Source organism: Knoellia tibetensis (assembly GCF_048606415.1).
Taxonomy (GTDB): domain Bacteria; phylum Actinomycetota; class Actinomycetes; order Actinomycetales; family Dermatophilaceae; genus Knoellia; species Knoellia tibetensis.
Map to the genome: position 1 here is coordinate 672,823 of NZ_JBMBWF010000001.1, position 23,957 is coordinate 696,779.

General features: G+C 65.9%; 16 protein-coding genes. 10 read left to right on the forward strand and 6 right to left on the reverse strand.

The window, feature by feature from the left end; translation table 11 throughout:
• The first annotated feature begins 156 nt into the window (after positions 1 to 156).
• Entirely contained in the window at positions 157 to 1,332 is a 1,176-nt protein-coding gene (locus tag ACOJV7_RS03150) for a serine hydrolase domain-containing protein (RefSeq protein ID WP_420188707.1), read from the forward strand.
• Between the two features lie 269 nt (positions 1,333 to 1,601).
• Here ACOJV7_RS03150 and ACOJV7_RS03155 read toward each other — a convergent pair whose 3' ends face one another.
• Together ACOJV7_RS03155 and ACOJV7_RS03160 are read right to left on the reverse strand one after the other, a co-directional pair.
• Entirely contained in the window at positions 1,602 to 3,557 is a 1,956-nt protein-coding gene (locus ACOJV7_RS03155) for a GmrSD restriction endonuclease domain-containing protein (protein WP_420188708.1), read from the reverse strand.
• Positions 3,558 to 3,855: 298 nt separating this feature from the next.
• Complete coding sequence (locus ACOJV7_RS03160; protein ID WP_420188709.1) at positions 3,856 to 8,745, reverse strand: DEAD/DEAH box helicase; 4,890 nt, start codon at positions 8,743 to 8,745, stop codon at positions 3,856 to 3,858.
• Positions 8,746 to 8,820: 75 nt separating this feature from the next.
• Here ACOJV7_RS03160 and ACOJV7_RS03165 point away from each other — a divergent pair, with 75 nt between their 5' ends.
• From ACOJV7_RS03165 to ACOJV7_RS03175, 3 genes are all read left to right on the forward strand, one after another.
• Positions 8,821 to 11,610 (forward strand): hypothetical protein, encoded by a 2,790-nt coding sequence (locus ACOJV7_RS03165; protein ID WP_420188710.1) that lies wholly within the window; start codon positions 8,821 to 8,823, stop codon positions 11,608 to 11,610.
• Between the two features lie 4 nt (positions 11,611 to 11,614).
• Positions 11,615 to 13,123 (forward strand): P-loop NTPase family protein, encoded by a 1,509-nt coding sequence (locus ACOJV7_RS03170; protein ID WP_420188711.1) that lies wholly within the window; start codon positions 11,615 to 11,617, stop codon positions 13,121 to 13,123.
• A gap of 446 nt (positions 13,124 to 13,569) precedes the next feature.
• Entirely contained in the window at positions 13,570 to 13,836 is a 267-nt protein-coding gene (locus ACOJV7_RS03175) for a hypothetical protein (protein ID WP_420188712.1), read from the forward strand.
• A gap of 98 nt (positions 13,837 to 13,934) precedes the next feature.
• Here the strand turns inward: ACOJV7_RS03175 and ACOJV7_RS03180 are convergent, their stop codons facing one another.
• On the reverse strand, positions 13,935 to 14,372 hold the full coding sequence (locus ACOJV7_RS03180; protein WP_420188713.1) for a helix-turn-helix domain-containing protein: 438 nt from the start codon (positions 14,370 to 14,372) through the stop codon (positions 13,935 to 13,937).
• Between the two features lie 412 nt (positions 14,373 to 14,784).
• The gene (locus ACOJV7_RS03185) at positions 14,785 to 14,952 is read right to left on the reverse strand and encodes an excalibur calcium-binding domain-containing protein (protein ID WP_420188714.1); all 168 of its coding nucleotides are present in this window, start codon (positions 14,950 to 14,952) and stop codon (positions 14,785 to 14,787) included.
• A gap of 1,238 nt (positions 14,953 to 16,190) precedes the next feature.
• Here ACOJV7_RS03185 and ACOJV7_RS03190 point away from each other — a divergent pair.
• The 4 genes from ACOJV7_RS03190 to ACOJV7_RS03205 all read left to right on the forward strand — a co-directional run bounded on the left by ACOJV7_RS03190 (position 16,191) and on the right by ACOJV7_RS03205 (position 20,096).
• Positions 16,191 to 17,165, forward strand: coding sequence for a DUF4192 domain-containing protein (locus ACOJV7_RS03190; protein WP_420190368.1), 975 nt, complete (start codon positions 16,191 to 16,193; stop codon positions 17,163 to 17,165).
• Between the two features lie 189 nt (positions 17,166 to 17,354).
• Positions 17,355 to 18,242, forward strand: coding sequence for a hypothetical protein (locus tag ACOJV7_RS03195; protein ID WP_420188715.1), 888 nt, complete (start codon positions 17,355 to 17,357; stop codon positions 18,240 to 18,242).
• Between the two features lie 59 nt (positions 18,243 to 18,301).
• Positions 18,302 to 18,544, forward strand: a complete 243-nt coding sequence (locus ACOJV7_RS03200; protein ID WP_420188716.1) for a hypothetical protein — start codon at positions 18,302 to 18,304, stop codon at positions 18,542 to 18,544.
• Between the two features lie 958 nt (positions 18,545 to 19,502).
• The gene (locus tag ACOJV7_RS03205; RefSeq protein ID WP_420188717.1) at positions 19,503 to 20,096 is read left to right on the forward strand and encodes a recombinase family protein; all 594 of its coding nucleotides are present in this window, start codon (positions 19,503 to 19,505) and stop codon (positions 20,094 to 20,096) included.
• Between the two features lie 204 nt (positions 20,097 to 20,300).
• Here the strand turns inward: ACOJV7_RS03205 and ACOJV7_RS03210 are convergent, their stop codons facing one another.
• Together ACOJV7_RS03210 and ACOJV7_RS03215 are read right to left on the reverse strand one after the other, a co-directional pair.
• Positions 20,301 to 21,707, reverse strand: a complete 1,407-nt coding sequence (locus ACOJV7_RS03210) for a hypothetical protein (RefSeq protein WP_420188718.1) — start codon at positions 21,705 to 21,707, stop codon at positions 20,301 to 20,303.
• 398 nt (positions 21,708 to 22,105) lie between these two features.
• Entirely contained in the window at positions 22,106 to 22,660 is a 555-nt protein-coding gene (locus ACOJV7_RS03215) for a hypothetical protein (protein WP_420188719.1), read from the reverse strand.
• 78 nt (positions 22,661 to 22,738) lie between these two features.
• Here ACOJV7_RS03215 and ACOJV7_RS03220 point away from each other — a divergent pair, with 78 nt between their 5' ends.
• Positions 22,739 to 23,434 carry a DUF6338 family protein gene (locus tag ACOJV7_RS03220; RefSeq protein WP_420188720.1) on the forward strand — a complete coding sequence of 232 codons (696 nt, stop codon included), beginning with the start codon at positions 22,739 to 22,741 and terminating at the stop codon, positions 23,432 to 23,434.
• Positions 23,431 to 23,592, forward strand: a complete 162-nt coding sequence (locus ACOJV7_RS03225; RefSeq protein WP_420188721.1) for a hypothetical protein — start codon at positions 23,431 to 23,433, stop codon at positions 23,590 to 23,592. Before ACOJV7_RS03220 ends, ACOJV7_RS03225 begins: the two co-directional genes overlap by 4 nt.
• Positions 23,593 to 23,957 lie beyond the last annotated feature (365 nt).

Sequence of the window (23,957 nt, forward strand, 5' to 3'; positions counted from 1 at the left end):
TGCGCTTCATGAACAGGGCGTCTCTCACCGTAGACCCGCCGCCTCAACCACCACCAGATCCGTCCGGGCTCCCCGGTTCGGCTCATCTTCCGCCGGGTCCGCGCGAGTGCCGGACGGCGATGACAGGCGGGCGTAGCCTCGAACCGGAGGTCGGCCATGAGGTCCTTGCCGCGCGTCTGCCTGACGGTTCTGCTGCTCACCGGGATGGTCGTCGGCTGCTCCGCGGACGAGCCGGCGGTCGACCCGACGGGCTCGCCGTCGACGTCCGCGTCCGCCTCCGACGCCGGCGGGCGGCCCTGGCCGGCAATCCCCGGTGAGAGGCTGCCGCAGGAGGAGGGCGTCGCGCTGCGCCGGGAGATGGACCGGTGGGCGCGGGAAGGGTTCGTCAGGGGCGCCACCGCCGCCGTCGTCAGCCCTCGCGGCGTGTGGAGCTCGGCCACCGGGGTCGACGGGGCCGGCGCGACGCTCGACGCCCGGTCCGGGATGGCGCTCGGCGAGATCACGATGACCTTCGTCGCGGCCGAGCTCCTGCTCCTCGCGGAGCGGGGCAAGGTCGACCTCGACCGGCCCGCGTCGACCTACCTCGACTCCCCGCTCCTCACGAACGGGGCGACCGTGCGTCAGCTCCTCGGCCACCGGTCCGGCGTCCGCGGCAGCTGGGACTTCGACGCCGTCAAGGCCAAGCCGGACACGCGATCGACGCCCGAGCAGCTCCTCGCCACGGCGAAGACCCCCAGCACCAGCCCGGGTGGCGAGTACCGCTACGCCGACGAGAACTACGTGCTGCTCGGACTCCTCGCCGCCAAGGTCGGGGGCACGGACCTCGCGACGCTCCTCAGGCGTGACCTGTGGGACCCGCTCGGGCTCGGTCGGCTCGCGCTGCAGGACGCGCAGGTGATGGCTCCCCCGCTGGCGGCTCCGGGGGCCGACGAGTCGTTGCCGGCCTCGGCCCGCGACCACACGTGGGTGCCGTTCCGCTCGATCGTCGGCGCCCTGGGCGGGGCCGGTGGCGCCGCCGGCGACGCGGAGTCGCTGGCGCGGTGGGGCTACGCCCTCTACGGCGGGCTCCAGCTGCACCCGGAGTCGGTCGCCGAGATGACCGACTTCACCGAGGACGGGCACTACGGGCTGGGGACGATCAACTTCGCCGACGGCTACTGGCAGAACTTCGGCATGGACGGGGTCGGCCACGTCGGGGGCATGCCCGGCTACCGGAGCGTGCTCGCCGTCTATCCCGAGCAGCATCTGTCGATCGCGATCCTCGTCCCGTCGACGGTCGACGCCCACCCCTTCGTCCGCCAGCTCGTCACCGCCGCCAAGCTCCTCGGCTGACGACCCACCGGCATACGGGTCCCACAGGACGCGACCTCAATGCCGCGTTCCGTGGGACCTGTGGGGCCGAGCAGACCCTCAGACGTTGAAGCGGAACGTTTCGCGCGTGTCCCTGAACTGCGGTGATGGAGCCAATCAACGCCCTCACCTGCGGAAACAGCGTTTGACAGCATTGGTCCACGTTGATCGTTTTCGAGCGTCTTGCGGACTTTCTGCGGACTGACTGCGGACCACACGCGACGGCATCACCCAGTCCGGTCCCCGTTGGCTCAGGCCGTCTCCTCGTGGTGTCTGCGTACGTACTCGCGAAGGCTGGCGCATGTAGTGAAGACCTGATACCCGAGCGCTTGCAGGCCCGACTCGTCGAGGTTGTCCGTGTCGAGCTCGAGGACCGCAGGCTGGCCCAGCCCTTCTTGGAGCCCCGCCTGCCAAAACGCTTCTGCCACCGCAAGCACTCGACCGGTGTCCGGATCGACCACCTCCACATCGGTCTGCGGCTCGCTGTAGCCGTCTTGCCGCAGCTCTGCGATCAACTCCTGCACCTCGACAGTGCGCACATCGGCATCGCTCTCGTCGACGGACACCGCGTTACCGGCCGGGGAGGGTGCGGACCAGGCACTGGGCTCGTCGTCAAACTTGGCTTCGTGCGCAGGCCCTCTCAGCAGACCGTCCAGAAGGGAGTTGGCGGCCCCAGCGAGGAGCTCGCGTCGCGCCTCGAGGAAGGCCGCGTAGTTCTCGATCTTCCACAACTCGCTGTCCATCGGAACCCATTGGCTCTCGAGTGCACCCGGGTGCGCGTCGCGGATGCCCGGCATGTACGCCGCTGGCGGGTTGGACGTGATGTTGAGGTTGGTGCCCTGCGTGAGAAAGCAGAAGTTGGCTACGGCATTGACCTCTCCACGTGGGTAGTTGGCCTTGTACAGTTGCGCCTTCGGGAAGATGTGATGCACCTGCAGGCCGCTGAGTTTGCCCAGCATATGAGCGGATAGCGGCGTCCCGTCACCCCAGTCCTGCGCCGACATAGTGCGAGTCATGAGGTAGAGGACGGGGTAGAACCGAGCGCCAAGGCTGTTGCCGGCGAAATCCGCGGGGCGGACGGTCAAGTCCCCTCGCATCGTCTTCAGGTTCTCAATGAGTCCGTCGATCCCGTGAGTCTCTACCGCATGAAGGTCTTGGTTCAGCACGGTCTCAGTGGAGCCGGCGAATCGGCCCCACATGCCAGTGTGGATGAACCAATAGAGGAGCTTGTCCCGATCGGCGGCCGTGGGTGGCTGACCTCCATTCAGGTGGGTGTATCGCGCCAGGATTAGCAGTGCGAACTTGCTGAAGAGGACGCGATCGTGGTCGAGGCCGAGGCGGCCAGAGACGACGTTAAGCCAGCCGTCGAGGTACTTGGTCGCGTCCTTGAGCCCCTGCTGGACGGCGGCCGTCTGGACGCCGTCCAAGGCGCTGAACAAGGCCTCCCCCGTGACGATCGCGTTGACACCTCGAAGCAGCCAGTCGATTCTGAAGTCGAAGCCTGACTGCTTCCACCGGGCCAGCTCTTTGTTGATCTCTTGGCGTGCCTCGGGCCACGAGGCCCCGATCTTCGCGAGCGCAAGATCTCCCTTGGAGAGCTTGGTTCCTCCAGAGTTGACCCTGTTGAAGATGTCGACAACGACGTCGACCGTCTTGTCGGCGCCGGTGACCTCTTCGATGTGGACCTCGTGGTTCGCGATCTGGCCGATCCGATTCAGGCGGTCGATATAGACCTGCTGCTTCTCGGCATCACCACCGGCCAAAGAATTGACAGATACCCAATATCCGCCCAAGCCCGTCTTCATCAACTGCGTGACGTCGATCCACGTCGGATTGTCCTTCATCTTCGCGGGCGCGTAGAACTCGAAGCTTTCGTCGTCGAGGTTGAAGTGCAGGCCGGTGAAGGCCTTCGCGTGTCCTTCGAAGAACTTGGGCGCAGCTCCGCGGATCACGCCGTACAAGGTGGTGGCGCGCTGCTGCCCGTCGAGCAACAGCTTGACCGTTCCGTCGACGGCGACTGGACCGCCGCGCGCCGAGGCGCCTTCGGCCTTGGTGTTCCAAGTCATGAAGCTGCCAACCGGATACCCCCTGTAAAGGCTGCTCAAGAGCCCACGCACCTGGTCACGATTCCAGACGTAGCCTCGCTGGAACTCGGGCAGTGCGATGTCCCCTGAGTCGATGAGATCCAAGACCTGTGAGACCTTCATGTCTTCTCCTGTCGAGCATCGCCGCATGAGTCGCACTGCCCACTGATAGGCAGAGTGGTAAAGCAGTTGGGGCACATCACCATGGCCGGCAGCGATGACTCTTGCACGCTCTGGCGGCCTCGCCATCTTTTCAAGACGGGTGCTGCCAGCCAGCGCCGCTCTGACCGCCTCCCGTGTGTCTGAGGCACGGGAACCACCTCCGGGCCCCGAATCTGCCACGACCAGATGGGTTGTAGGCCTGGAAACTGCTCGTCGATCGTGGGCGCCGCAACACCCCCAATGAACGCGCTCCCAGTTGTCACGACTGCTGTGTCTTCCCTGAGCACTGGTTCTCGAGGATGTCCAGAGACGGCAGGCCGTCGACGATGGCCATCGTCTCGAGACTGACCGTAACGATGCGGGCCAGCAGGTCGATGATGTACCGCGGGTCCGACACCTCACGGCTCCAGTCGTTGGGGTCGTTGACGATGCCCGAGGGCTTGTCGGTCTTCACCTGGTAGCGGTCGATGACCCACTCGATCGCGGAGCGCGACCCGAGCATGTAGCGGTGCGCCTCCTCGGGGATCCCGCTCAGCGTGATGCCCGAGTTGTAGTTGACCGTCGACTTGTCGGCGACGAGCTTTTGCGTCTGGGGGTCGCGCTTCTTGGCGAACGCCATCTTCACCACCTTGAAGCGTTCGTATGCCATGTGGCTCGCATCGCCGTCATCGTCCGGGAGCCCGTCGAGTGGGTACGGAACGACCGACTCGTAGCCCAGGTGCAGCTCGGACAAGTCACGGCCGGCCGCGATGAACGGCCACGGGTCGGAGACGAGCGGGATGCGCGGCAGCATCTTCTTGAGGTCGGCGGCGTAGGTCTCGCGGTACTCCGGCGAGTGCAGCAGCCCGTACACGTAGAAGAAGATGTCGTCCTTGGTGACCGAATCCCCGTATGCCGCGCAGAACCGTTCCAGGGCAACGTCCGTGACGTTGTCGATCCGTCGGTAGCCATCGACGTTCTCGGCGATGTCGACCTCGCCGAAGTCGAGTGTCCCGCTTCCATCAACCTTCTCGTACCGCCACCGCGCAAAGAACTGCCCACCCTTGCCGAAGAAATCGAGACAGGGAAGGTCGCTGATCATCATGTAGGCAGGCGTGCTCTCGGCGTGGGCTCCATGGACGTAGAAGCCTTGGTTGCCTGCGTCTGCGGTCGGAAAGAGTTCGTTCAACCGATACACCATGTCGTTCATTGCGCGGTCGAAATAGACGGTCTCGCGGAGAAAGGGGCGGTACGTTGATGTCCTGAGTGCTGCGGCCGTGTAGGACCGAGGTCGGGAGCGGTCAAGATCTGCAAGAAGTCCTCGGTTCCAGCTAATCAACCGAGCGTCATCCGTCGCATTATGACTCTTCCGCCCGGACGCCCGGTCGGACTCATAGGTCTCGATAAGGCGACCCATGTTCGATGCCACTTGCTCGGCAGAGAAGTTGTAGCACCACGCGTCACGATTGGTCTTTAGCCCGCCTGAATACAGTTCGAAAACGCCACTGCCGTTTGACTTGTCACCCAAGGCCAAGAAGGCTTCGAAATCGTCGCGGCGTTGGTTGAGCCAGTCGCCGTGTTCGTTGGGCGTGAGCGAGTGGGGTTCAAGTCCCCCCACCCCTGAGGCGGCGACGACCTTGGCGAGCTTCTCCTCGCGGGTGAGGTAGTCGCCGATGTCGGTGTAGTGGATCCTGGTCGGTCCGGCATGATCGGGGTCCTTCACGAGAATGGTGACGGCCACTGTGGCTCGCGATCCGACCTCGAAGACGTTGCCACCTTCCTTTTGCCGTTGCTCGCCAGCCGTGCGTGCGTTCCCACGGACGTTGTAGATGTGGATGTCGCTGAACTCCTCCGCCAGAGTCAGCCGCATTCCGTCAGCGGTGTTCGAGTCCAGCCAGCCACCGTTGGTCACGAAGGCGACGACACCGCGGTCGGCAACCCGAAGGCTCGCCCATTTGATGGCCCGGATGTAGGAGTCGTAAAGCGAGTTCTTGTTGGTCGCCGTTGATCGCGCCGCGTAGGTGGCGCGGATCGCGGCGTCGAGGGCGGGGTACTTCTCGTTGGCGTTGGCGTCGTTGGCGCTGTCCTGGCCGGAGGAGTACGGCGGGTTGCCGACTATGACCTGGATGTCGAGTGCCTTGAGCTTGTCGAGGCGTTCGTTGTTCTCGGGGAAGACCTCGAGGTCGGGGCGATCGTCGTCCTCCCAGGACTGAAAAGTGTCCGTGAGGATCAGCCCGGGGAAAGGCTCGTGGGCCAGCTTGTCCTCCAAGGTGCCGCGTATGAGGTCCTGGTAGGTCGTCTCGATGTTGACGGCGGCGATGTAGTACGCGAGGAGCAGGACCTCGTTGGCGTGCAGCTCGTTCGCGTACTTCCGGGCGAGGTCCTCGGGTTTGATGAGTCCCGACTGCAGCAGCCGCACCATGAAGGTGCCCGTGCCGGTGAACCCGTCGAGGACGTGGACGCCTTCGTCGGTGAGGCCCTGACCGAAATGCTTACGGAGCACCTCGTCGGCTGAGTTGAGGATGAAGTCGACGATCTCGACCGGGGTGTAGACGATGCCGAGCTTGTCGACCGTCTTCTTGAAGGCGGTGGCGAAGAACTTGTCGTAGAGCTCGATGATGATCTTCTGTCGGCCCTCGGCGTTGTCCACGCCCTCAACGCGGGAGCGGACCGAGTCGTAGAACTTCTCGAGCCCCGAGTTCTCGGTGTCGAGTGAGTGCTCGTCGAGGACGGCGAGCATCCGTTCCATCGTCTGCGCCACCGGGTTGTTGGCTGCGAAGTCGTACCCACCGAACAGGGCGTCGAACACCGGTCGGGTGATGAGGTGCTGGGCGAGCATCTCGATCGCGTCGCTCTGGGTGATCCCGTCGTTGAGGTTGCCGCGCAGGCCGTGGAGGAAAACGTCGAACTCTTTCGCCGCGCTTGAGTCCTTGTCGGCGAGCAGTCCGGTGATCCGGACGATGTGCTGGTGCGCGATGTCGGCGACGTCCTTGGCCCAGGTCTCCCAGTACCGGCGCTCCCCGACCTTCTTGACGATCCGCGCGTAGATCGCGTCGCGCCACTCCTCTATGCCGAACGGCAAAGCGAGCTGGGTCGAATCGTCCTCGTCGCGAGGTGTTGTCCTCGTCGTGTCGAAGATGCGGACCCGGCTGTCCTTCTTGTTGTTGAGGTCGAGCTTGTTGACCATCGCGTTAAAGCGGTCATCGTGCGCGCGAAGTGCCTGCAGGACCTGCCACACCGCCTGGAAGCGCTTGTTGTCGGCGAGTGCCTCCTCGGGCGGCATCCCGGCAGGGACGACGACCGGAAGGATGATGTAGCCGAGCTTCTTGCGGCCGGTCGGGTCTTTGCGCATCACGCGGCCGACGGACTGGACGATGTCAACCTGCGACGCCCGCGGGCTAAGGAAGACCACTGCGTCGAGGGCCGGGACGTCCACGCCCTCGCTGAGGCACTTCACGTTGGTGAGCACACGGCATTCGTTGTCGTCGGTTTCGCTGCCGGCTTTCAGCCATTGCAGGTCCTGCCCGCGCTCAAGCGCGTTCATCGTGCCGTCGACGTGGCGGATCGCGACTTGGAGGCTGTTCCCGTCGGGCGACGCGGCGTCGTGCTCGGCATACGTGGCGATGAGTCGGTCGACGATGCTGGGGAAGGCCTCGGTGGCTGCCTTGGAGGACCTGATGTTGCCGGCGAACGCAACGGCGGTGCGCATCGGCGCAAGGTCTTCGCCGAGGTCCTCGTCGACAACGCCACCGAAGCGCTTGGCTAGACCGTTCCAGCACCCGATGAGCTTGGCGGCGTCCTCGAGCTTGATTTCGCCCGATGACGCGAGCTCCTGCTGGAACGACTCGGCGACGAAGCCTTCGTCGACCTTGAGGACGATCACCTTGTAGTCGGTGAGAAGGTCCTGTTCGACGGCCTGGCCGAAGCCGAGGCGGTGCAGCACCTCGCCGTAGACGGCTGGGTCGTCCATGGAGGCGAGGACGGCGTTGTTGTCGTTGGCTTTGTCCTTGGTCTCGGGGTTGAACAGCCGCGGCGTGGCGGTCATGTAGAGGCGCTTGGCGCCTTTGATGAAGGCGTGGTTGTGGACACGTACGAAGGTGGACTCGTCCTCACCTGTCAGGGTGACGCCGGTGGTTCGGTGGGCTTCGTCGCAGATGATGAGGTCGAACTCGGGAAGGCCGTCATCTTGGGCCTGGGCCACGACGTCGATGGACTGGTAGGTCGAGAACACGACGGTGAACTGGTCGTCGTCGTGCCGCTTCTTGATCTGCTTCGCGAGCGCGACGGTGTCCGTCGTCGCAGGGTAGATGAGGTCTGCCAAGCCGAGGTCCTCGGTGTCGGTGCGCTTGCCGACCTTGGTGTCGGAGCAGACCGCGAAGGCACGGAATGGGATCTCCGACTCCTGCTTCCACTCTCGCAGCGTCTGGTTGAGCAGCTGGATACTCGGCACAAGGAAAAGGACTGTCGTCGGCTGGGCCTTGTGGTCGGTGGCGAACTGCTCGGCGATCTTGAGGCTGGTGAAGGTCTTGCCGGTCCCACAGGCCATGACGAGCTGGCCCCGGTCGGAGGTGGCGAGGCCTTCGAGGACGTCGGTCTTGGCCTTGAGCTGGTGAGGCCGCAGCGTCTTCCTGCCCGTGGTAGGCAGGAACTGCTGGGGCGCCTGCCAGTCGATGAGAGACCAGTCAACCTTTGACTCCAGCAGGTCGGAGATGCCGATGCGGACGATGGGGACGGTTAGGCCGTCGAGCTGCTTCTCGGCCGTCGGGCCCCAGTCCTTGGCGGTCGAGAACATGATCCGACCCGTGTACTGAGGTTTGGCGGAGGCCGCGATGAACGAGTCGATGTCACCCTTGGCGATGTGGTGCTGCGGGTCGTAGAACTTGCACTGGATCGCGCACCACCCGCCGGTGTGAACGTCGCGGGCGACGATGTCGATGCCGTGGTCGTGCTGCTTGCCCTTGTCCGGCCACTCGTCCCAGAGGTAGACCTCGTCGAAACGGTCGGCATACTCCGGCGCGGTGCGCAGATAGCTGGCCATGAGCCGCTCGAACGCAGTGCCCTTGCCGACGTTGTCGGCTCCGTACGTATTCCAGATTTGGTCGAGTTTGCCGAGCAGGTAGTCGTATTCCGACTCGAGCACGCTGGTGTTTGCGGTCTTCCCCTGGGTCACACGGCGCACCCTACCTAGCCCCTTTGGGTCTCGCTCGACTTCTCGGGACCTCAGCGGGGCCACGTCTGACCGGCGGTGTTTCTGCTGACAGGCGTAGCGATGGGGCCTATGGTGCGGACGGTGGGGAATCTTGCAACGGGGGGCGGCAGCAGTGCCGTGGCGGCGTCGACCCATGCCGCGTGTGAACGGTTCCGTCGGACGGATCCGATGCTCACCGGCAAGAGCCGGCGGACGCTCGCTGCCGAGTTGGGGCACCCTGACACGTCTGCGGGAATCCCCGAGGCGCGGTTCATGCGCGCCATGGTCTTCGAGCGGCTCATCCGCGACGAGAAGTTCGTCTCCGAGCTTCTCACGACCACGGTGGGTCGGCTGCGGCTTAACCGGCCGGTCGGTGTAAGGCGCGCCGACGGCAAGGTAGTGCCTGCGACCACCGCAACGGCCCTGGCCCAGGCGCACCTCAAGGCCGTGCACCAGGGCGAGGCGACGATGGTCACTGCACTGGCTCTGCCCTTTCCCGGTCTCGATACACACCCGTCCGCCACGCCCGTGAAGCCAGATTTCGCCGTGGTCGCGCCACGCCGAAGCGAGGACGGAGGAGCGGTGGAGGCCGACGACTCTGCACCCGTCATCGGGAGTTGGCTCGTCATGGGAGACGCCAAGGACTACGAGCGCGTGCGCTCCCGCATCGACGACCAGCGAATGCTCAAGGGCTTCCTCCAGGTGGCCCTGGGCGCAGAGGCAGCCGCCGCTTGGACGAAGCTCCCGAAAGGAATGCTTGTCCACCGGTGGGGCGCGCTGGCCGTCCCGCGCAACTCCTTCCTCCAGCCGGAGGCCGTCGTCGAGAGTCTCGATGACCACCGACGCGAGGTGATGGAACGCGCCGCGGAACGAGCCCGCCTGTTGGACGAGCCGGGAGCCTCGTGGCCGGTGGACTCGACCGAGGTCAGTGACTTCGTCGAACACCTTCAGCTCACCTTCGACCCCGGAACCTGCGTCGCGTGCGCGATGCACAACTACTGCCGCGACAAGGTACGCAGCTCTGCTGACCCTGCGTCGCTGCTCGTCGAGATCGGCGTGCGACCCGAGCAGCGTTCGTCTGTGATCGGACTGGTCGACGGCACCGGCGTCGTCAAAGACGCTCCGGAGTCGCTCGTCGCGACCGTCACGGCCACCATCGACGGTGTTGCCGGGTCGACGGGCCAACGAAGGACCGACCCAGTCGGCCTGCCGGGCACCGTCAATGTCGTTATCGCCAAGTCCGACGCGGCCGCGTTGGGCGTCCATGGCGTCGGGGTGCAGCGAATCAGCGGGTCCGGTCCTGGAAGGTGGACCTTCCGCGTCTTCGACAGCCCACAGGCACCAGCGACTCGACTCGCTCTGATGTCAGTCCTGGGCGAGGCCATCGACGCGACCATGCTCGAGGCGGCTGTAGTCGAGGACGGCACGGCAGCGCCCGTCCACCTCGTTGTCCCCGACAAGGCCACTGGGGACCTGCTCGTCTCCATCGCGGACTCGTTGGCGGGCGTGGAGATCAGCCGGCTCCGGTGGCAGCGCGACCTCGAGCAGGGCCGCCAGCCCCTGACGTGGGGTGGCGAGCCGGCCACCGTCCCCGAGGCCCTCAGCGATGCGCAACGACTCGCCGTCTCCTACCTCCTCGACCAGGACCGGGCCCGCGCCATGACGTTGCGGTGGCCCCTGGTCGACGTCCGCGCGGTGATCCAGCGCCACTTCGTGGCGGGCGGTCCGCTCAACGACACGGGTCGTCTCGACTACCTCGTGACCTGGGCGCAGGCGGCGACGCCGCTTGCTCACCGGGACGTCACCGACGCCATCGCGACGAGTCCGCACACGCCCGGGGCACGGCTGTCCAACGACCGATCGGACGCGATCCACAGGGTTGCCCGCAGACCGGGTGATGCGGCATACGACGAATTGGTGCGAGAGGAACTTGCTTACAAGGCGGAGGTCATCGACAACGCCGTCTCGGTCCTCGAGGGACTTCCCGACTCAGCACTGCGGCCGGTTCACCAGGCGCTGGAGGCGGACGCGCAGGTGGTGTGGGGGCGGCGCCTTGATCTCCACGCTTCGGACCTCGTGAGGTTCGGACGGGTCCCTCCGTGGTGGCGCAACAGCCAGGTGGAGGCGATCGACGCCGACGCCAAGTGCGCGGCCCAACTGGGCGCGCTCGGGAACCCGCACACATTGCGCGGGTTGGCGCTCAACGCCGGAACGCGGGAGGTTGCCTTCGCCATGGTCACCTCGGTGTCGCCACTGAGGTTGAAGGTCGAGTCCCGGCGGTTCGGGGACCAGACCATGGTTGTGCTCTTGCAGAACGGCGACGCCCTGGCTGTCGAGTCCCCGTTGACGACGCTCAAGATTCAGAAGGGAAGCTTCAAGTTTGGGCAGCTGAGCGTCGGGCCTCTGGAGGAAGACGATGAGACGGCCTTGGACGGGTCGTTCGTGTGGCTCCCCAAACTTGCGCCGGACGTCGTCGTCGGGTCACGGCTCGTCGTCGCGGACGCGCGGTGGTTCGGAAAGCCCTTGACCTCGCGTCACGAGATCGCGGTGGCGCGGCCGGGTCCGGACACCCAGAACGCCCCTCGCAAGGAGTGCCACGACGGCTCGTATGCCGCGTCGCCGGACGAGCACACGTGGTGCTGCCGCTCGCACGAGGACGGCGAGGCAGAGTACTCCGACGTCCTGGCCGAGCGGCGGGCCCGCGGTGAGCTCAACCCGCAGGCGTGGCCACCACTGCTCGATCTGGACCAGTTCGACACCGCGGCGGCGGGCACGGCGACAGCTGACGGCGCCCAGTCTGTACCGGCAAGTGGTGCAGACGGCCTGACCTTGGACGACTTGGACTGAGCTGATGATCGACTTCCACTTCACCGAGCCGACCGTCGTCCTCGCGCCGAGCAAGCACCATGGCGAGGCGGCGATCGGGAACGTCGACGTCACAAGCCAGGCGATCGCGGCGTTGCGTGATGCCCTGTCCTGCGATGCCGACTACGAGCGGATCCTGCTTAAGGCAGCGGCCGGCGCCGGAAAGTCCTACGCGCTCCGGCGGATGGTCGATGACGCGCTCAACGCGCCCGAATGTTCCAGGGTTGGGGTGACGGCGTTCGCGAATAAGCAGGTGTTTCCCCTCGCTCTTGAGATCGGCAAGATGCTCGGCAAGGAGAAGGTCTGCCTCCTCGTCGCGGAGGACCGGCTCAAGGACGTACCCCCCGCCACCGTGGAGGCGGCCACCGTGGTTGTGTCCTACAAGGACTGTCCTCCCGAAGCTCAGGTCCTGTTGGGCACAACCCACAAGCTCGCGGGGATCGCCCGCTACCTGCGGGCACTCCTGGGAGAGGCGACCAACGGCGAGCGTCTCTTCGACGTCCTCTTCGTCGACGAGGCGTGGCAGCTGCCACTGCACCGCTACCGCACGATCGACCGGCTCGCTCCGATCGACGTCGGCGTGGGCGATGTGGGGCAGTTGCCGCCACTCGACCCGTCACAGAACCCGTGGCGGGGAGACCCGGGCTACAACCCCTATCGCGCATGGCCCACGGCCTATGACGGAGACGCGAAGACCTGGGCGATGGAGATGCCTGCGGTGTGGCGCCCGACAGCCGCCCAGCTCCCAGTGTGGCGCGCTTTCTATGCCGAGTGGGACGACCTCAACTGCGTCGCGGGTCCGAGCGACCGAGAGCTGGTCGTGGACGGGATGGGTGGCGTTGCCGGCGCACTGTGGAAGCAGGTCGGGACCGGAGTCGCGACACTCGTGGAAGTCGAGGGTCTTCCCGATGCCGAGGCGCCCGACGTCGACCTTCCGCTGCTGTCGGCCGTCGAGGCGCTGCTGGACAGCCTGATCGAGTCCGGGTTCTCGGTGAAGTCCACGGCTTACGACGCCCACGGACTCCCCACCGAAGTGTTGACGATGCCTGCCGGCGAGATCACCGACCGAACGGTCATCGCCGTGTTGGCCACGCGAAACCAGGCCGTGGACGACGCGCAGGATCTTGTTCGACGGCTCACGAAGAAGCACTCGTTGCCCGACGGCTGGATGGTCGCCTCGACAGTCGACTCGTGGCAAGGGCAGACCAACGTCCTGACCGTGGCTGTCCATCCGTTGTCGGGCGCCTCGACGTTGGACGTGTTCAACTCGGCGTTCGGGCGGTTGGCGGTGACGTGCACGCGGGCGACGCACGGACTGCTGCTCGTGAGCCGGGCAGGGCTGGACGAACTCCTGGCGACGGCGTCTGCGCGACCCGGGACGCCGTTGGGTGAGCCTGGGACGCGCCAGTTGCCGCGCCAGACGCACCGCCGCATTCTCGACGCATTCGCTCGGGCACGGATGCGGCATCCCAAGGAGATGGAGTCAGGCAGATGACGCGGTACAAGACAACCGAATTCGCTGCCCCCAAGCAATACAGCGTGTACGTCCTCGAGGTGCTGGGCGGCGGCGACGATGAGTACTACGTCGGTCAGACGTGGCACGGTGGAGATCACCGAAGGCAACAGCACATCGACGGAGTGCGTCGCGGGCGGATCTTCAAACGTCGCGGACGGTCCGTGGGCGAACTGCGGGAGGACCTAGTGCCACCCCTCGAGCCGCTGACCACCCGAGAGGCGGCTCAGGCTGCGGAAGCGTACGTAGCAGCCGTACTTCAGTCTCGAGGACTAACGATTCACGGTGGGCACTGATCCAAGACTCAACCGTCCTACGGCTCCCCCTCTGCCGTCCCCACCCTACGCAGCGAGTGAAGGCGTCCAATCGCCGTCAGACGTGGGGCGCCAACATCCGAGCTCGACCAACTACACGAACAAGGACATGAGATGAGCGCAATCATTCGCCACGGCGTGCCGTGGGAGCGCCGGGCACCCGGCGTCGACCACTACTCAATCCCGTCCCCAGAAGACGGAGGTCTGACCCTGCACGCCAACAACAAGTGCTCTCACGTAAATGCTCATGGCATCAGGCTGAGCTCTCGAATCGTCGACACGCTCTGGGAGAAGGACGTGACGACCAGCACGGCCTCCAGCGTTGCTGGTGAGAACGATGTCATGTGGTGTGAGAACTGCGCGTCGAAGAGGAGCGACTGATACTCGCGTTCCCACGGCGCACATGAAGGTCGAGAAGCCGACGGACTGCCTCCCTATTCCGGCGCAAGGATGCAACGTTGGGCATGCAACGCGCCTAGTTAAAAGGCGGCTAGTGATGGGCGCTGGTGTCCGATCCCTGGGGCGCACGAGCAAACGACAGTTACACAGGCTTCCTGCTCTAGACCTCCTTTGCTCGTCAGGCCCAGCAGACGCACCCGCGCCTCAATGATCCGTCGCACCTCGGAAACTGCGGCCACGTCACCAGCCATGGCCCGGTCCCAGAGACCGGCCTGGAGCCGATCAAGACGCTCCGTCTCCAGCTCCCTCAGGTGCTCGGTCTCACACGCCTCTTGGGCAGCAAGGGCCTTATGAACGATCGCGTACACCGTGGCGCGGCTGGCGTAACCGAGTTCATCAGCGATGGCCCCGTACGTCCAGCCCTGGCAGCGGAGCTCGACGGCACGGGTCCGTCGGGCTGCGGCGAGGGCCTTGTTGCGGTGCCGGCCGTCGACGCGCGGAAGGGCTGCGATGCTCACGCTACTTAGTGTGACCGGGGACCTTGGCCGATGTCCGTTACGCCGCGCCCTCGCCCTCGCCCTCGCCCTGTCAGTCGCGCCTACCGATTCGAATCATCTTCCGTAAGGAGACGTTTGGCCGTCGAAAGCCAAGACCCTCCTGGTACTCCAACCACTTCACTGGCGATATCCGGGTCACTCTTCGTCACTGCACACTCGTACAGGAGGGTCATGATCAGATCTGGGTTCTTGTCCAACACGACGGTGGGGAGAACCAGGCTGTACTTGCCCTCCTCGCGACCACGGCATTCGCCGCAGTAGACGAGTAGGCGTCCGGCGAGCTCGGTGGGCGCGTATCTATACGAGACCAGCCACTTGGGGTCGTTCGCTCCACAGCTTGAACATGTCCTACGGGCTTTGGATCGAAGTTCACTCATAGCCATTTCTTCTCTCGAACTAGCAGCGGGCTTCCATATAGCTTCAGCGATGTCGGCGTCGCCGAACACTCATCGGTGATCATCGTTGCCCCGAGTGGAGTCCGCCACTCGCAGACGATGCCGTCACTGTCAGCGTCCCAGTACCAGTCGTACTCGGGGTCCATGCCCTCGTAGTACGGCCCGTGAAGGCGTAGCCACGATGGTGCCTCCACCAAGCGGGATGGCGGTCGGCAGCTTCTGGGTTGGGCAGACACTCAAGACGCGAACCATGGCGTCTCGTTCCGCCGGGTGACCCACACCCCGCACCTAGCCTTGACGGCGACCTGCCGGGCCACATACGCGCACCGGAAGGACTTGTTCGGCGGACCGGGCACCGGCGGTCGGGCTGTGCGCCGGCTGAAGCCGGTCCCTGGTCACTGAACGCCGGTCGCCGGATAGCCCCAACGCGACGGAACCCGTCGCTCGTCGCCGCGGTCAACGGCGCGGTCAGCACCACGACATCGCGGCTACAGCAGTGTGCTTCGTTGACGGAAACCGCGCCTCAACAGCCGAGTATTTAGTAGCGTTCGGCCAGTGGGGAACCCTTTGTGGCAACGGCTTGAGGATCGCTGGTCTCGGAGGGTCGAGGCTCTCGAATCTGTCGTGGGTCAGGCCACGATCACGATCGCAGCGCCGGCCGAGGTGGTGTGGGAGTTCATCACGGCCCCTGAGTCAGCCTTCCTGACCGCGGACGGCGTTCGCAGCGCATTCCGCGTCCCTGGCACTCCGATCGGTATGGCAGGGGAACAAAGCTGCATAATCTACGAGGACTCGGACGGCGTAGCCGCGAGCATCTTGGAGATTGTTGCGGCAGACCCACCCACGGTCTTAGTGGTTCGGTTGGTTACCGCTCCAAGCGAAGCGATGCAGAGGACGACGCTGGAGGTGGGTGCAGGTGGGACAACCGTGCTGACTCTGCAATTGGGCATGCGCGTGGCGCTCGGCACAACGAAGAAGGCGCGGCCAATTCTCGAAGAGCACCTCGAGCAAGTGAGCGGTCGAATTCGGTCGGCTGTCGAGTCGGGGGCTCGGCTCCCGTCGCCGCCGGAACCCTAGCCGTCCGCGGTTGGGGCAAGGCCTGAGTGGGAGCGGCTTAGGCGCGGATGACCCGCGCCAAGCGTAGGCGACTCACGCCTTCTCCCAGCGAAGGCGCGGACTCCCCAATACGCCTGTTGCACAAAGGAATTTAGTGGTAAAGTGGGCCCCACGGGGCAGGGATAACCACGTCCACTTTTGGACTGGCGAAACCCACCTCGCCGAGGCTCGCCACACAGTGGCGGGCCTTTTTCATGCCCGGATTCACTCCGGCCACTCCCCCCACCGGAAGCGAGGCACCACCATGTCCACCGCACCGACTATCAGAATGCGCCGCCCAGCAGACCTAGTCGCTCTCCTGCCCCATCTGCTCGGATACCACCCCCACGACGCCCTCGTCCTGGTTTGTTTGCGCGAAGGGCGGATATGCCTCACCGCGCATCAGCCCCTCCCTGCGGACGAACAGATCCACCCCGCCCTCGGTCCGCTGATGGTCGGGATGGCGAAGGTCGACCCCGAGGCCGTCATCGTGTTGGGCTACGAGGCCGACCGCCCTGTTGCCGAGGCAATCGACGTCGCGGGAAAGGCCTGCACCGAAGTTGGGGTCCGCGTGCACGACCGCATACTGGTGACTCGCGACGGCTGGCGGTCGCTGGACACCGGCGAGGCGTCGGCAGCCTCCCCTGCGACGTCGACCGCAGTCGCGGACCTGGTCGCGGCCGGCGTTGCGCCCCTGGCGTCTCGCAATGCCCTGGTCGCAGTCGTGGAACCGACGGCCGACGCTACGGCGGTGGCCCGGCACATCTCCCGCTACACCGCTCGCAAGGAAAACCTCCTCGAGCTGTACTGCTCGGCATGGCCGGTCGTTCTGGACACCCGGGACGGCACTCCGCAGATGACACCGAAGGTCGCGGCCCGCGCCGTCCTGGCCATCCACGACGTCTCCGTCCGTGACCTTCTCGTCGCCCGACTGACTCCGGGAACCCTCGACCCCGACCACGTCCCGGGGATCACCGGTGCGCAGCTGCGCTCACTCCCGACACCGGCGTGGGAAAGGGACAGCGGGTGGGACCGAGTCCGCACCCACAGCCGTCTGCAGGACCGGCTGGTACGGCTCTGCGCCATGACACCGGACAGCCACGCGGCCCCACCGCTCAGCGTTCTCGGCACGTGGGCGTGGTGGCGTGGCGACGGTGCCTTGGCACGGGTCGCAGTCAACCGTGCTCTCCGCAGCCAGCCGGAGTACCGCCTCGCGATCCTTCTGGAGCGCATCCTCGACCTGGCCATCCCACCCCGCAGATGATTCAGCCACGCCGCAGCACCTCCAGGCCCGCCGATCTCGGCGGGCCTTTCTCATGCCCGAAGGACCCGAAGGACTGTCACTGAAGACCTCATGAGTACTGCATCTAGAACACACGCAGGCGGTCCTTCGGGTCCTTCGCAAGGGCGAAGCAGCACGTTCACCCATCCCCACGAGAAGGAGAACAGCACCATGAGCACAGCCACCTACGACCGGACCCCGCTGTACGCGGTCCCGGCACCAAGCGACCAGAAGGCGCAGTACGGCCTCTTGCTCTCCCTCCGCCGCAGGGCCCGCCAAGCCCTCGACACCCTCCTCACCCTCCCGCGCGGCGCTGCCGGCTGGGTCCTACGTCACGCACGCACCCTGCTCGACGAGGTCAGCGAGCACCGAACCCTCGGCTGGGCCGCCAGCCGTCTGCAAGACGCCTCACGGTTCCTGCGGGCCCTCGGCATCGCCCCGCTTGCCGCCGCCGTCCTGAGCACCCCCCCGGTGCGGCGCACCGCGGCACGCTGGGGCCGAGCCATCGGCGCGACCATCGCCACCCTCGGTCGCAACGTGTGGGCGCGGACCCACCGCCTCCTCGCACAAGGCGGCACCATCGGAATCCGTCTGTCCGCGGCCTTCACCAACGCCGCTTCCATGGTCGCTTCCGCTGTTCACGCAGTGACTTCGCACCCGGCGGTCCGCCAGCTTATGCAGGCACTGAGTGGCCTCTCTGGCACCATCCAGCCGCTGAGCCACACCGTCGTCGTTCACCGCGTCATCGGCCTCCTGGTCCCGACCATGTGGCTGCGCGTGGCGCTCGAGCTCCTGGCTCTCCCGGTCGTCCTAGCGCCCGGGATGCCAAGCGCCTTCCGACGGTCAGCAGCCGTACCCGTCGCGACGGCAAGAACGCCACTGCAGGAGGCGTCCTGGGAGGAGCAGGCGTTCGACGTGGCTGCCGCATGCGCTGGCTCGAACAGCAACGGTCCGACCGGCGGCGAGCACGAGATCGACCTCGAGCCGCGCAACCGCGCTGAGCGCCGTGCACAGCAGCAGGAGCAGGCCCGCGCACGCCGACGCCCAAGCCGGCGCTGACCAGAACCACCCGCTGGCGGGGCCCCTCCGGCCCCGCCAGCCCAGCTGGAGGTACACCCATGCTCATTGTCTTCACAATTGCCGCGGCCGCATCTCTCGCGGTCGTCGCCTACACCAAGCTCAGGCAGCACTCACCCGAGGCCGGGTCCGCCAGCCTGCGCGCCGTGCGCGAGCTTGCCGCCATCGTCCTGGTTTGTTCCAAGGCCATCGAAGGCGTCGTCGACGTACTCGCCGGACAACGACGCGCTACTGGCTACTCCTCAGCAGCACATCTCTTCGACGACGACCCGGACTACCCCTGAGATTTCTCAGACGGGCGGATGTCGAATACGCGGACGCGGAGGGGCGGAAGTGACTACCGCCCCCATCAAACGGCCCCAGTTTGCAGGTCGGGCTTCTCCCGCGACTAAACCGACGGTGGCGGCTCGGTCCGAACTTGTGGGCCTCGGATACCCCTAAGGGTTACATGCCGAAGGCTCGTCAGTCGCAGAGATCAGTGACAGGCATTCGCAGTCGATCAGCGACGTCCTCCACGTAATCGTTGCCTCCACCCTCTATTGCCCAATTGCCACCGATTACAACCTTGCCCTGATACGACTCCACCACACAGTTGGCTCGACCATCCGATGCCCAGGCGTCGCGGTCTGCTGTGGACTCGAACGTGACACCGGCGATGGCGTGAGGTTCATCCACCCAACACACTGCACCTGTGCTGGCGCCTCGCAGGGACATAGTGGTTGCCTCGATTTCGGTACACGGCGCGCCTTGGCGAGCTACCTCTTCAAGAAGCTCATAGCCGCTGTCAAACGTTTTTTCCAGTGGGAATGCAGGGGGTTTGGAGGCCCCCAAGCCGCAGCCAGCAAGTGTCGCGAGCAAGCACCCCGCCGCGACTGGTGACAATCGCAGAAGCGCGCGATGCCACTCGAGCCCGATGCGCGTTGCCTTGCCGGCCGTGCCACTCAAAATATTGACCTCCCCTAGAAGAGCCAACTTGCAGTAGCCAAGGCTGCCATGCCGAGGAGTTTTGGGCGGGCGATTGGAATAACCCCGCCGGGCGCGTCCCGTCCAGTTGCAAGAACCCCCAAGTCACCCACGCCGGAACGCCAGTGCCCCCGCGTGCAGGAGAAACGGTCCGAGCCTCGGGGCCGATCTGGTGTCTAGCTGGGTAGACCCCAACCGGACACCCTCCTCAAGGACCCCAGACCGTCTGTCTGGGGTCCTTCTCCAGCTTCATGGACACAACTGCAAGGAGGTCTAGACATGCCCGGACAGACCATCGGCTACGTCCGCGTATCCACCGTCGACCAGAACCCCGATCGTCAGATCATCGCAATCCAAGCCGCCTTGGGCTCCGAACCGGACCGCTGGTTCACGGACCACTCCTCCGGTGGCGGCACCGACCGGCCGGCACTGTCGGCCATGCTGGCCCATGTGCGCGATCAAGACGTCGTCACGGTCGCCTCCATGGACCGCCTCGCTCGATCGGTTGTGGACCTAGACCAGCTCGTCTCTCGACTGACCAGTCGGGGGGTGACCGTCCGGTTCCTCAAGGAGGGGTTGGTGTTCCAGGCGGCCGGACAGGCCGACCCTCTCGCCGTCTTCCAGTTGCAGGTGATGGGCGCCTTCGCCCAACTGGAGCGGGCACTGATCCGGGACCGGCAGCGGGAGGGCATCGAGGCCGCCAAGGCCCGAGGCGTCTACCGGGGCCGTGCCCGTCGACTCACGCTCGAGCAGGTGAGTCAGGCCCGGGCGGAGATCAACGCCGGCGTGCCGAAGGCCTCCGTTGCTCGCCGCCTGGGCGTAGCGAGGCAGACGCTGTACGACGCCCTGAGGACCCCGACCGCTGCTGAATAGGCAACAGGCCCCCACGCGCTCCGGCGCGTGGGGGCCTGACCTCTTTTCGCGTTTCTGCACCCAAGGCAGCCAGGACGTGCCTTCACCTACTGCGCATCAGGCTGTCCTGCCGAGCACGTCGCAGGTACTCGCGGTACTCGCCCACGCTCGCCGTCACTTACGAGGTCGTTGAGCAGGAAGTGGTCGCACGCGCCTGCTCCGCCGTCAGCCGAACTCACCGGCCCACGCTGGCTGGCCGGGGGCTAGCAGGACAAGCTGGCCCACCTGGCCGGGCGGGGTGTACTCGTCCGTCAGTTGGAGCCGCACCCCGGACGCGAACGTCACCACCTGGTAGCCGCCGCCGTTATCTGGGGCGGACTGCAGCGCCGAGCCGTACTTCTTCTCGAACGGGGCGAGGGGCCCAACGCCATGCAGTCCGTCGATGGTCGCCTTCTCGGTGCCCAACAGCATTGCGAGGCGTCCGGCATCGTTGAAAACTCCCAGAACGGGCCACTCGCCCAGCCGGATGCCGGTCAAGGTGTACCCACCGGCGTCGAACGGGCCGACGTTGACATCCCTCAGGCCCGAGCCGGCAGCGGCCGCCTTGGCCTGTGCGACGGTCATGCCGAGCTTGAACGGCCCCATCCGGCCGTCCTGTGTCATCACGTTGATGGACGGGCGCGCCTTGGCGAACACATGCACCTGACGGGCCGACGCAGCCAGGTTCCTGTCGGCGAGGTAGGTGAACACCGGCATGAAGACCTCGACGAGGACGCTGACCAGGCCGACAATCCTCCCGGCCAGCTGGGCCGCCGTCTTGGCGTCGAGCGCGAGGCCTGGCATCCGCTGGAGAACCTCCGCGAGACGGACAGCGACCCGCACGTCGAGCTGGTTGACGCAGTCCTTAGCTGCCCGCAGGAAGGTCCCGGCGTCGCGCACGTCCTTTAGAGCGTCGGCGCACCCGGCCAGGACGACCGCGGCGACCACCGTGCCCTGCGCCTGGTCGAGGACCTCGCCCATCATCTTCTGGGACAGGAACCCGACGGCGAACCCGAACCCGTTGACCGGAGCCAGCGCGAGCGCGGAGTCGGGGTCGGCGCGCACCGCGTCCTCGCTGACGCCGATGGCCAGCTCCTTGCCCGGGTAGACGTACTCGCCCTTGCCGAACGCGGACTGCACGCTCCGAGCGACCGTGCCGTCGACGTCCGCCACGGCGTCCCACATGTTCGCCAGCGCACCGGGGTCGGCGCCGCTGTTGTACGACCAGGACGGCTTGGCGCTCGTGGTCACCCGGTAGCCGTAGCCCCGGTTGACCCGCACCTTCATGGTGAGCAGCCCGGGCTGCTTGGGATCTTTGCCGGCGCAGAAGTGCAGCGGGTTGGTCTTGTTCGTCTCGATGTAGGTGACGTCGCGCACCCACGGCGGACGACCCGTCTCGCACGTGGGCGGCTCCACCCGGGTATCGACAATCTTGCCCAAAGTGTCGAACGCCCAGTCGGTGGCGCCCGTGACCCCGCTGACCACGTCGGTCCACAGGGACAGGTGGTGCACGGTTGTGGTGACGGTGCGGCGGTCCTTAGACAGCGTGCTCGGCACGGCGCGCCACGCTGACAGATCCGGGTCGTAGAACATGAACGCCGCGTCGGCGCCCTTGGGCAGGGCGGTCGGGTAGGTGCGCGTCAGGCGCACGCCCTGTGCGGGCACCGGACCGTCGAGGGAGATCTCGGTGGGGCGCCCGACTGTCAGGGGTACGTCGGCCTCACCGAGGACGGCCAGGGCGCCGCGCTGCTGGGCCGTGAGCGGTGGGGCGGCGACTGTGACGGCCTGGTCCGTCCCGAGCGGCTCTACGGCCGTCCGGGTGATCGCCGGATCCGCGCTTGCGGCGGAGGTCCCGCTCGCGCCGGCGGTGGCGGACGGCTTGGTCGGTGCCGGCTTGGGGTCCTGCGTGCACCCGGCCAACAGCACAGCGGCCGCGGCCATGCCCGCCACTAGACCTCGCCACGGGGTCCGGCAGACTCCCCCACTGCCCGTCATGCGAGAGAGCGTAGGCGGAGGCGCCGCGCAGTGAAGCCGTTTTCGCATTGCAGCTCACGCGGCGGGAAACACTCGGCCTCAACCCCGCCCAGGTGGTGGGAAGGCTCATCGGTGTCCGCGAGGTCATCCAGTGCCACCACGTCTTCTCCGGTGAGCGTGGCGAAGACGCGGGCGGCCGCTTCGGGGTGGTGACGAAGTTCCCCAGCGATGCTGAACGCCAGCGGCTGACCCGAGAGCAGGTTCCGCCAGAGCCGGTCATCCTCCGCCAACCCGCCGAGCGCTGCGAGCTCCTGTTGTCTCCGATCGGCATAACCCTTGGCGGCCGGGGACATCAGGTTGACACCTTCGTCCTTCGCCGAGCGCCCGTTGAAGTTCGGCGCGAGGCAGCTTCCCAGGACCGGGTAACGCTTTGCGGCGCCCTGGTGCGTTGGAGGGCCGGCAGGCCAACCGAGGACTGCTTCGCGCCATTCGGACTGGTGCGCGCGGTGCGCGGCCACGGTTACGTTGCGGTCAAGAGGTTGTGCGTCAGGAGGCTCGGACATGGCGTTCATTGAACTCGAGGCTGGCGCTGCCGGTGCGACCCTTCACGACATCAGCCCCTAGATCCACGCACGTGGGAGAGTTTGCCCGTGTCTATCCCCGATTCCATCACTCAGGTTCTCGTGACCTTGGTGCTGGTCATCCCTGGCTTCGTATTCCAGATCGTGCGAATCCGTATGCACGGGCGCAGCCCTGCCGACGAGGAGATCACGACGCGGATCCTCACCGCGATCGCGATCAGCACGATCTTCGCCCTCGTGTACGTCGGGGTTATCGGGTCAGATCTCACCAACTCCGGCGATCTGCAGGTCCAAGCACGGCTCCACCCTCGTCGGTGGGCAATCCTTGGCTTGCTCGCGGCGTTCGTCGTACCGGCCGTCGTTGCCTGCGCCTACAGTTGGGCTCGCCAGAGGGAGTGGTGGGCGGGCAGAGACAGCCGCTTCACGCGGCTCTTTGACCGGCTGACGCGCATTGACCCCAGGCCCACGGCTTGGGACGTGGCATTCAACAACCTCAGCGAGTGCTTCGTCCGAGTGCGCACGCGCGACGGAACTTGGTACGCCGGTTGGTTCGGAGGCCGTTCCTATGCCTCGTCCTACCCTGACCCGCATACGCTCTTCGTCGAAGTCGCCATCGACATCGACGAGAACGGCAAACTCGGAGCGCCCATCGAGGGCAGCACCGGCGCGGTCATCGACTGCAGCAACGCAGACTGGATAGAACTGCTTGTCTCTCCCGAACAGGTTGAGTCAGGCACAATGGTCGGTACGGAGGTGCCCCAATGAGCAAGACGACCACGATCAAGACGTTGCCACCGAAGCACAACGGCTACCGGGCTGCTGTGACTGGCCGCTACGTCACGACCGTCAAGGGCCGCAAACTGCCCAAGCCGCCCACCGGCGAGGGTGGCGGCTCGAAGTCGACGGCCACTTCCGATGGCTGAGTACCGAGGGGCCGACAGTGGCGATCACAGCAACTCGCTCTCCCACGGCTATAAGCCCAAAGCCAAGGGCAAAACTAAGACGACCACGATGGCCGCTCAGAAGACCGAGACCTTTGGTTACAAGTCGGCGACGGCCCAAGTGCGACCAACGCCGCCGAAGCCGCCCTCCGGTAACGGAGGGGGCTCGAAGTAGGTGGCACCTCAATCGGGGAGAGCACGCTGTTCGCGCCATTGGGCGCGAGTTTGGTTACGCCTCTAGCGTCTACGACGCGGTCTCGCGCGCCATCCGGGGCGCGAACGTGGGCTGAGCCGACCAGCGCTCATCGGCATGGGCACGAGGAACGCGGTTGACCTCAGGGTGTCGG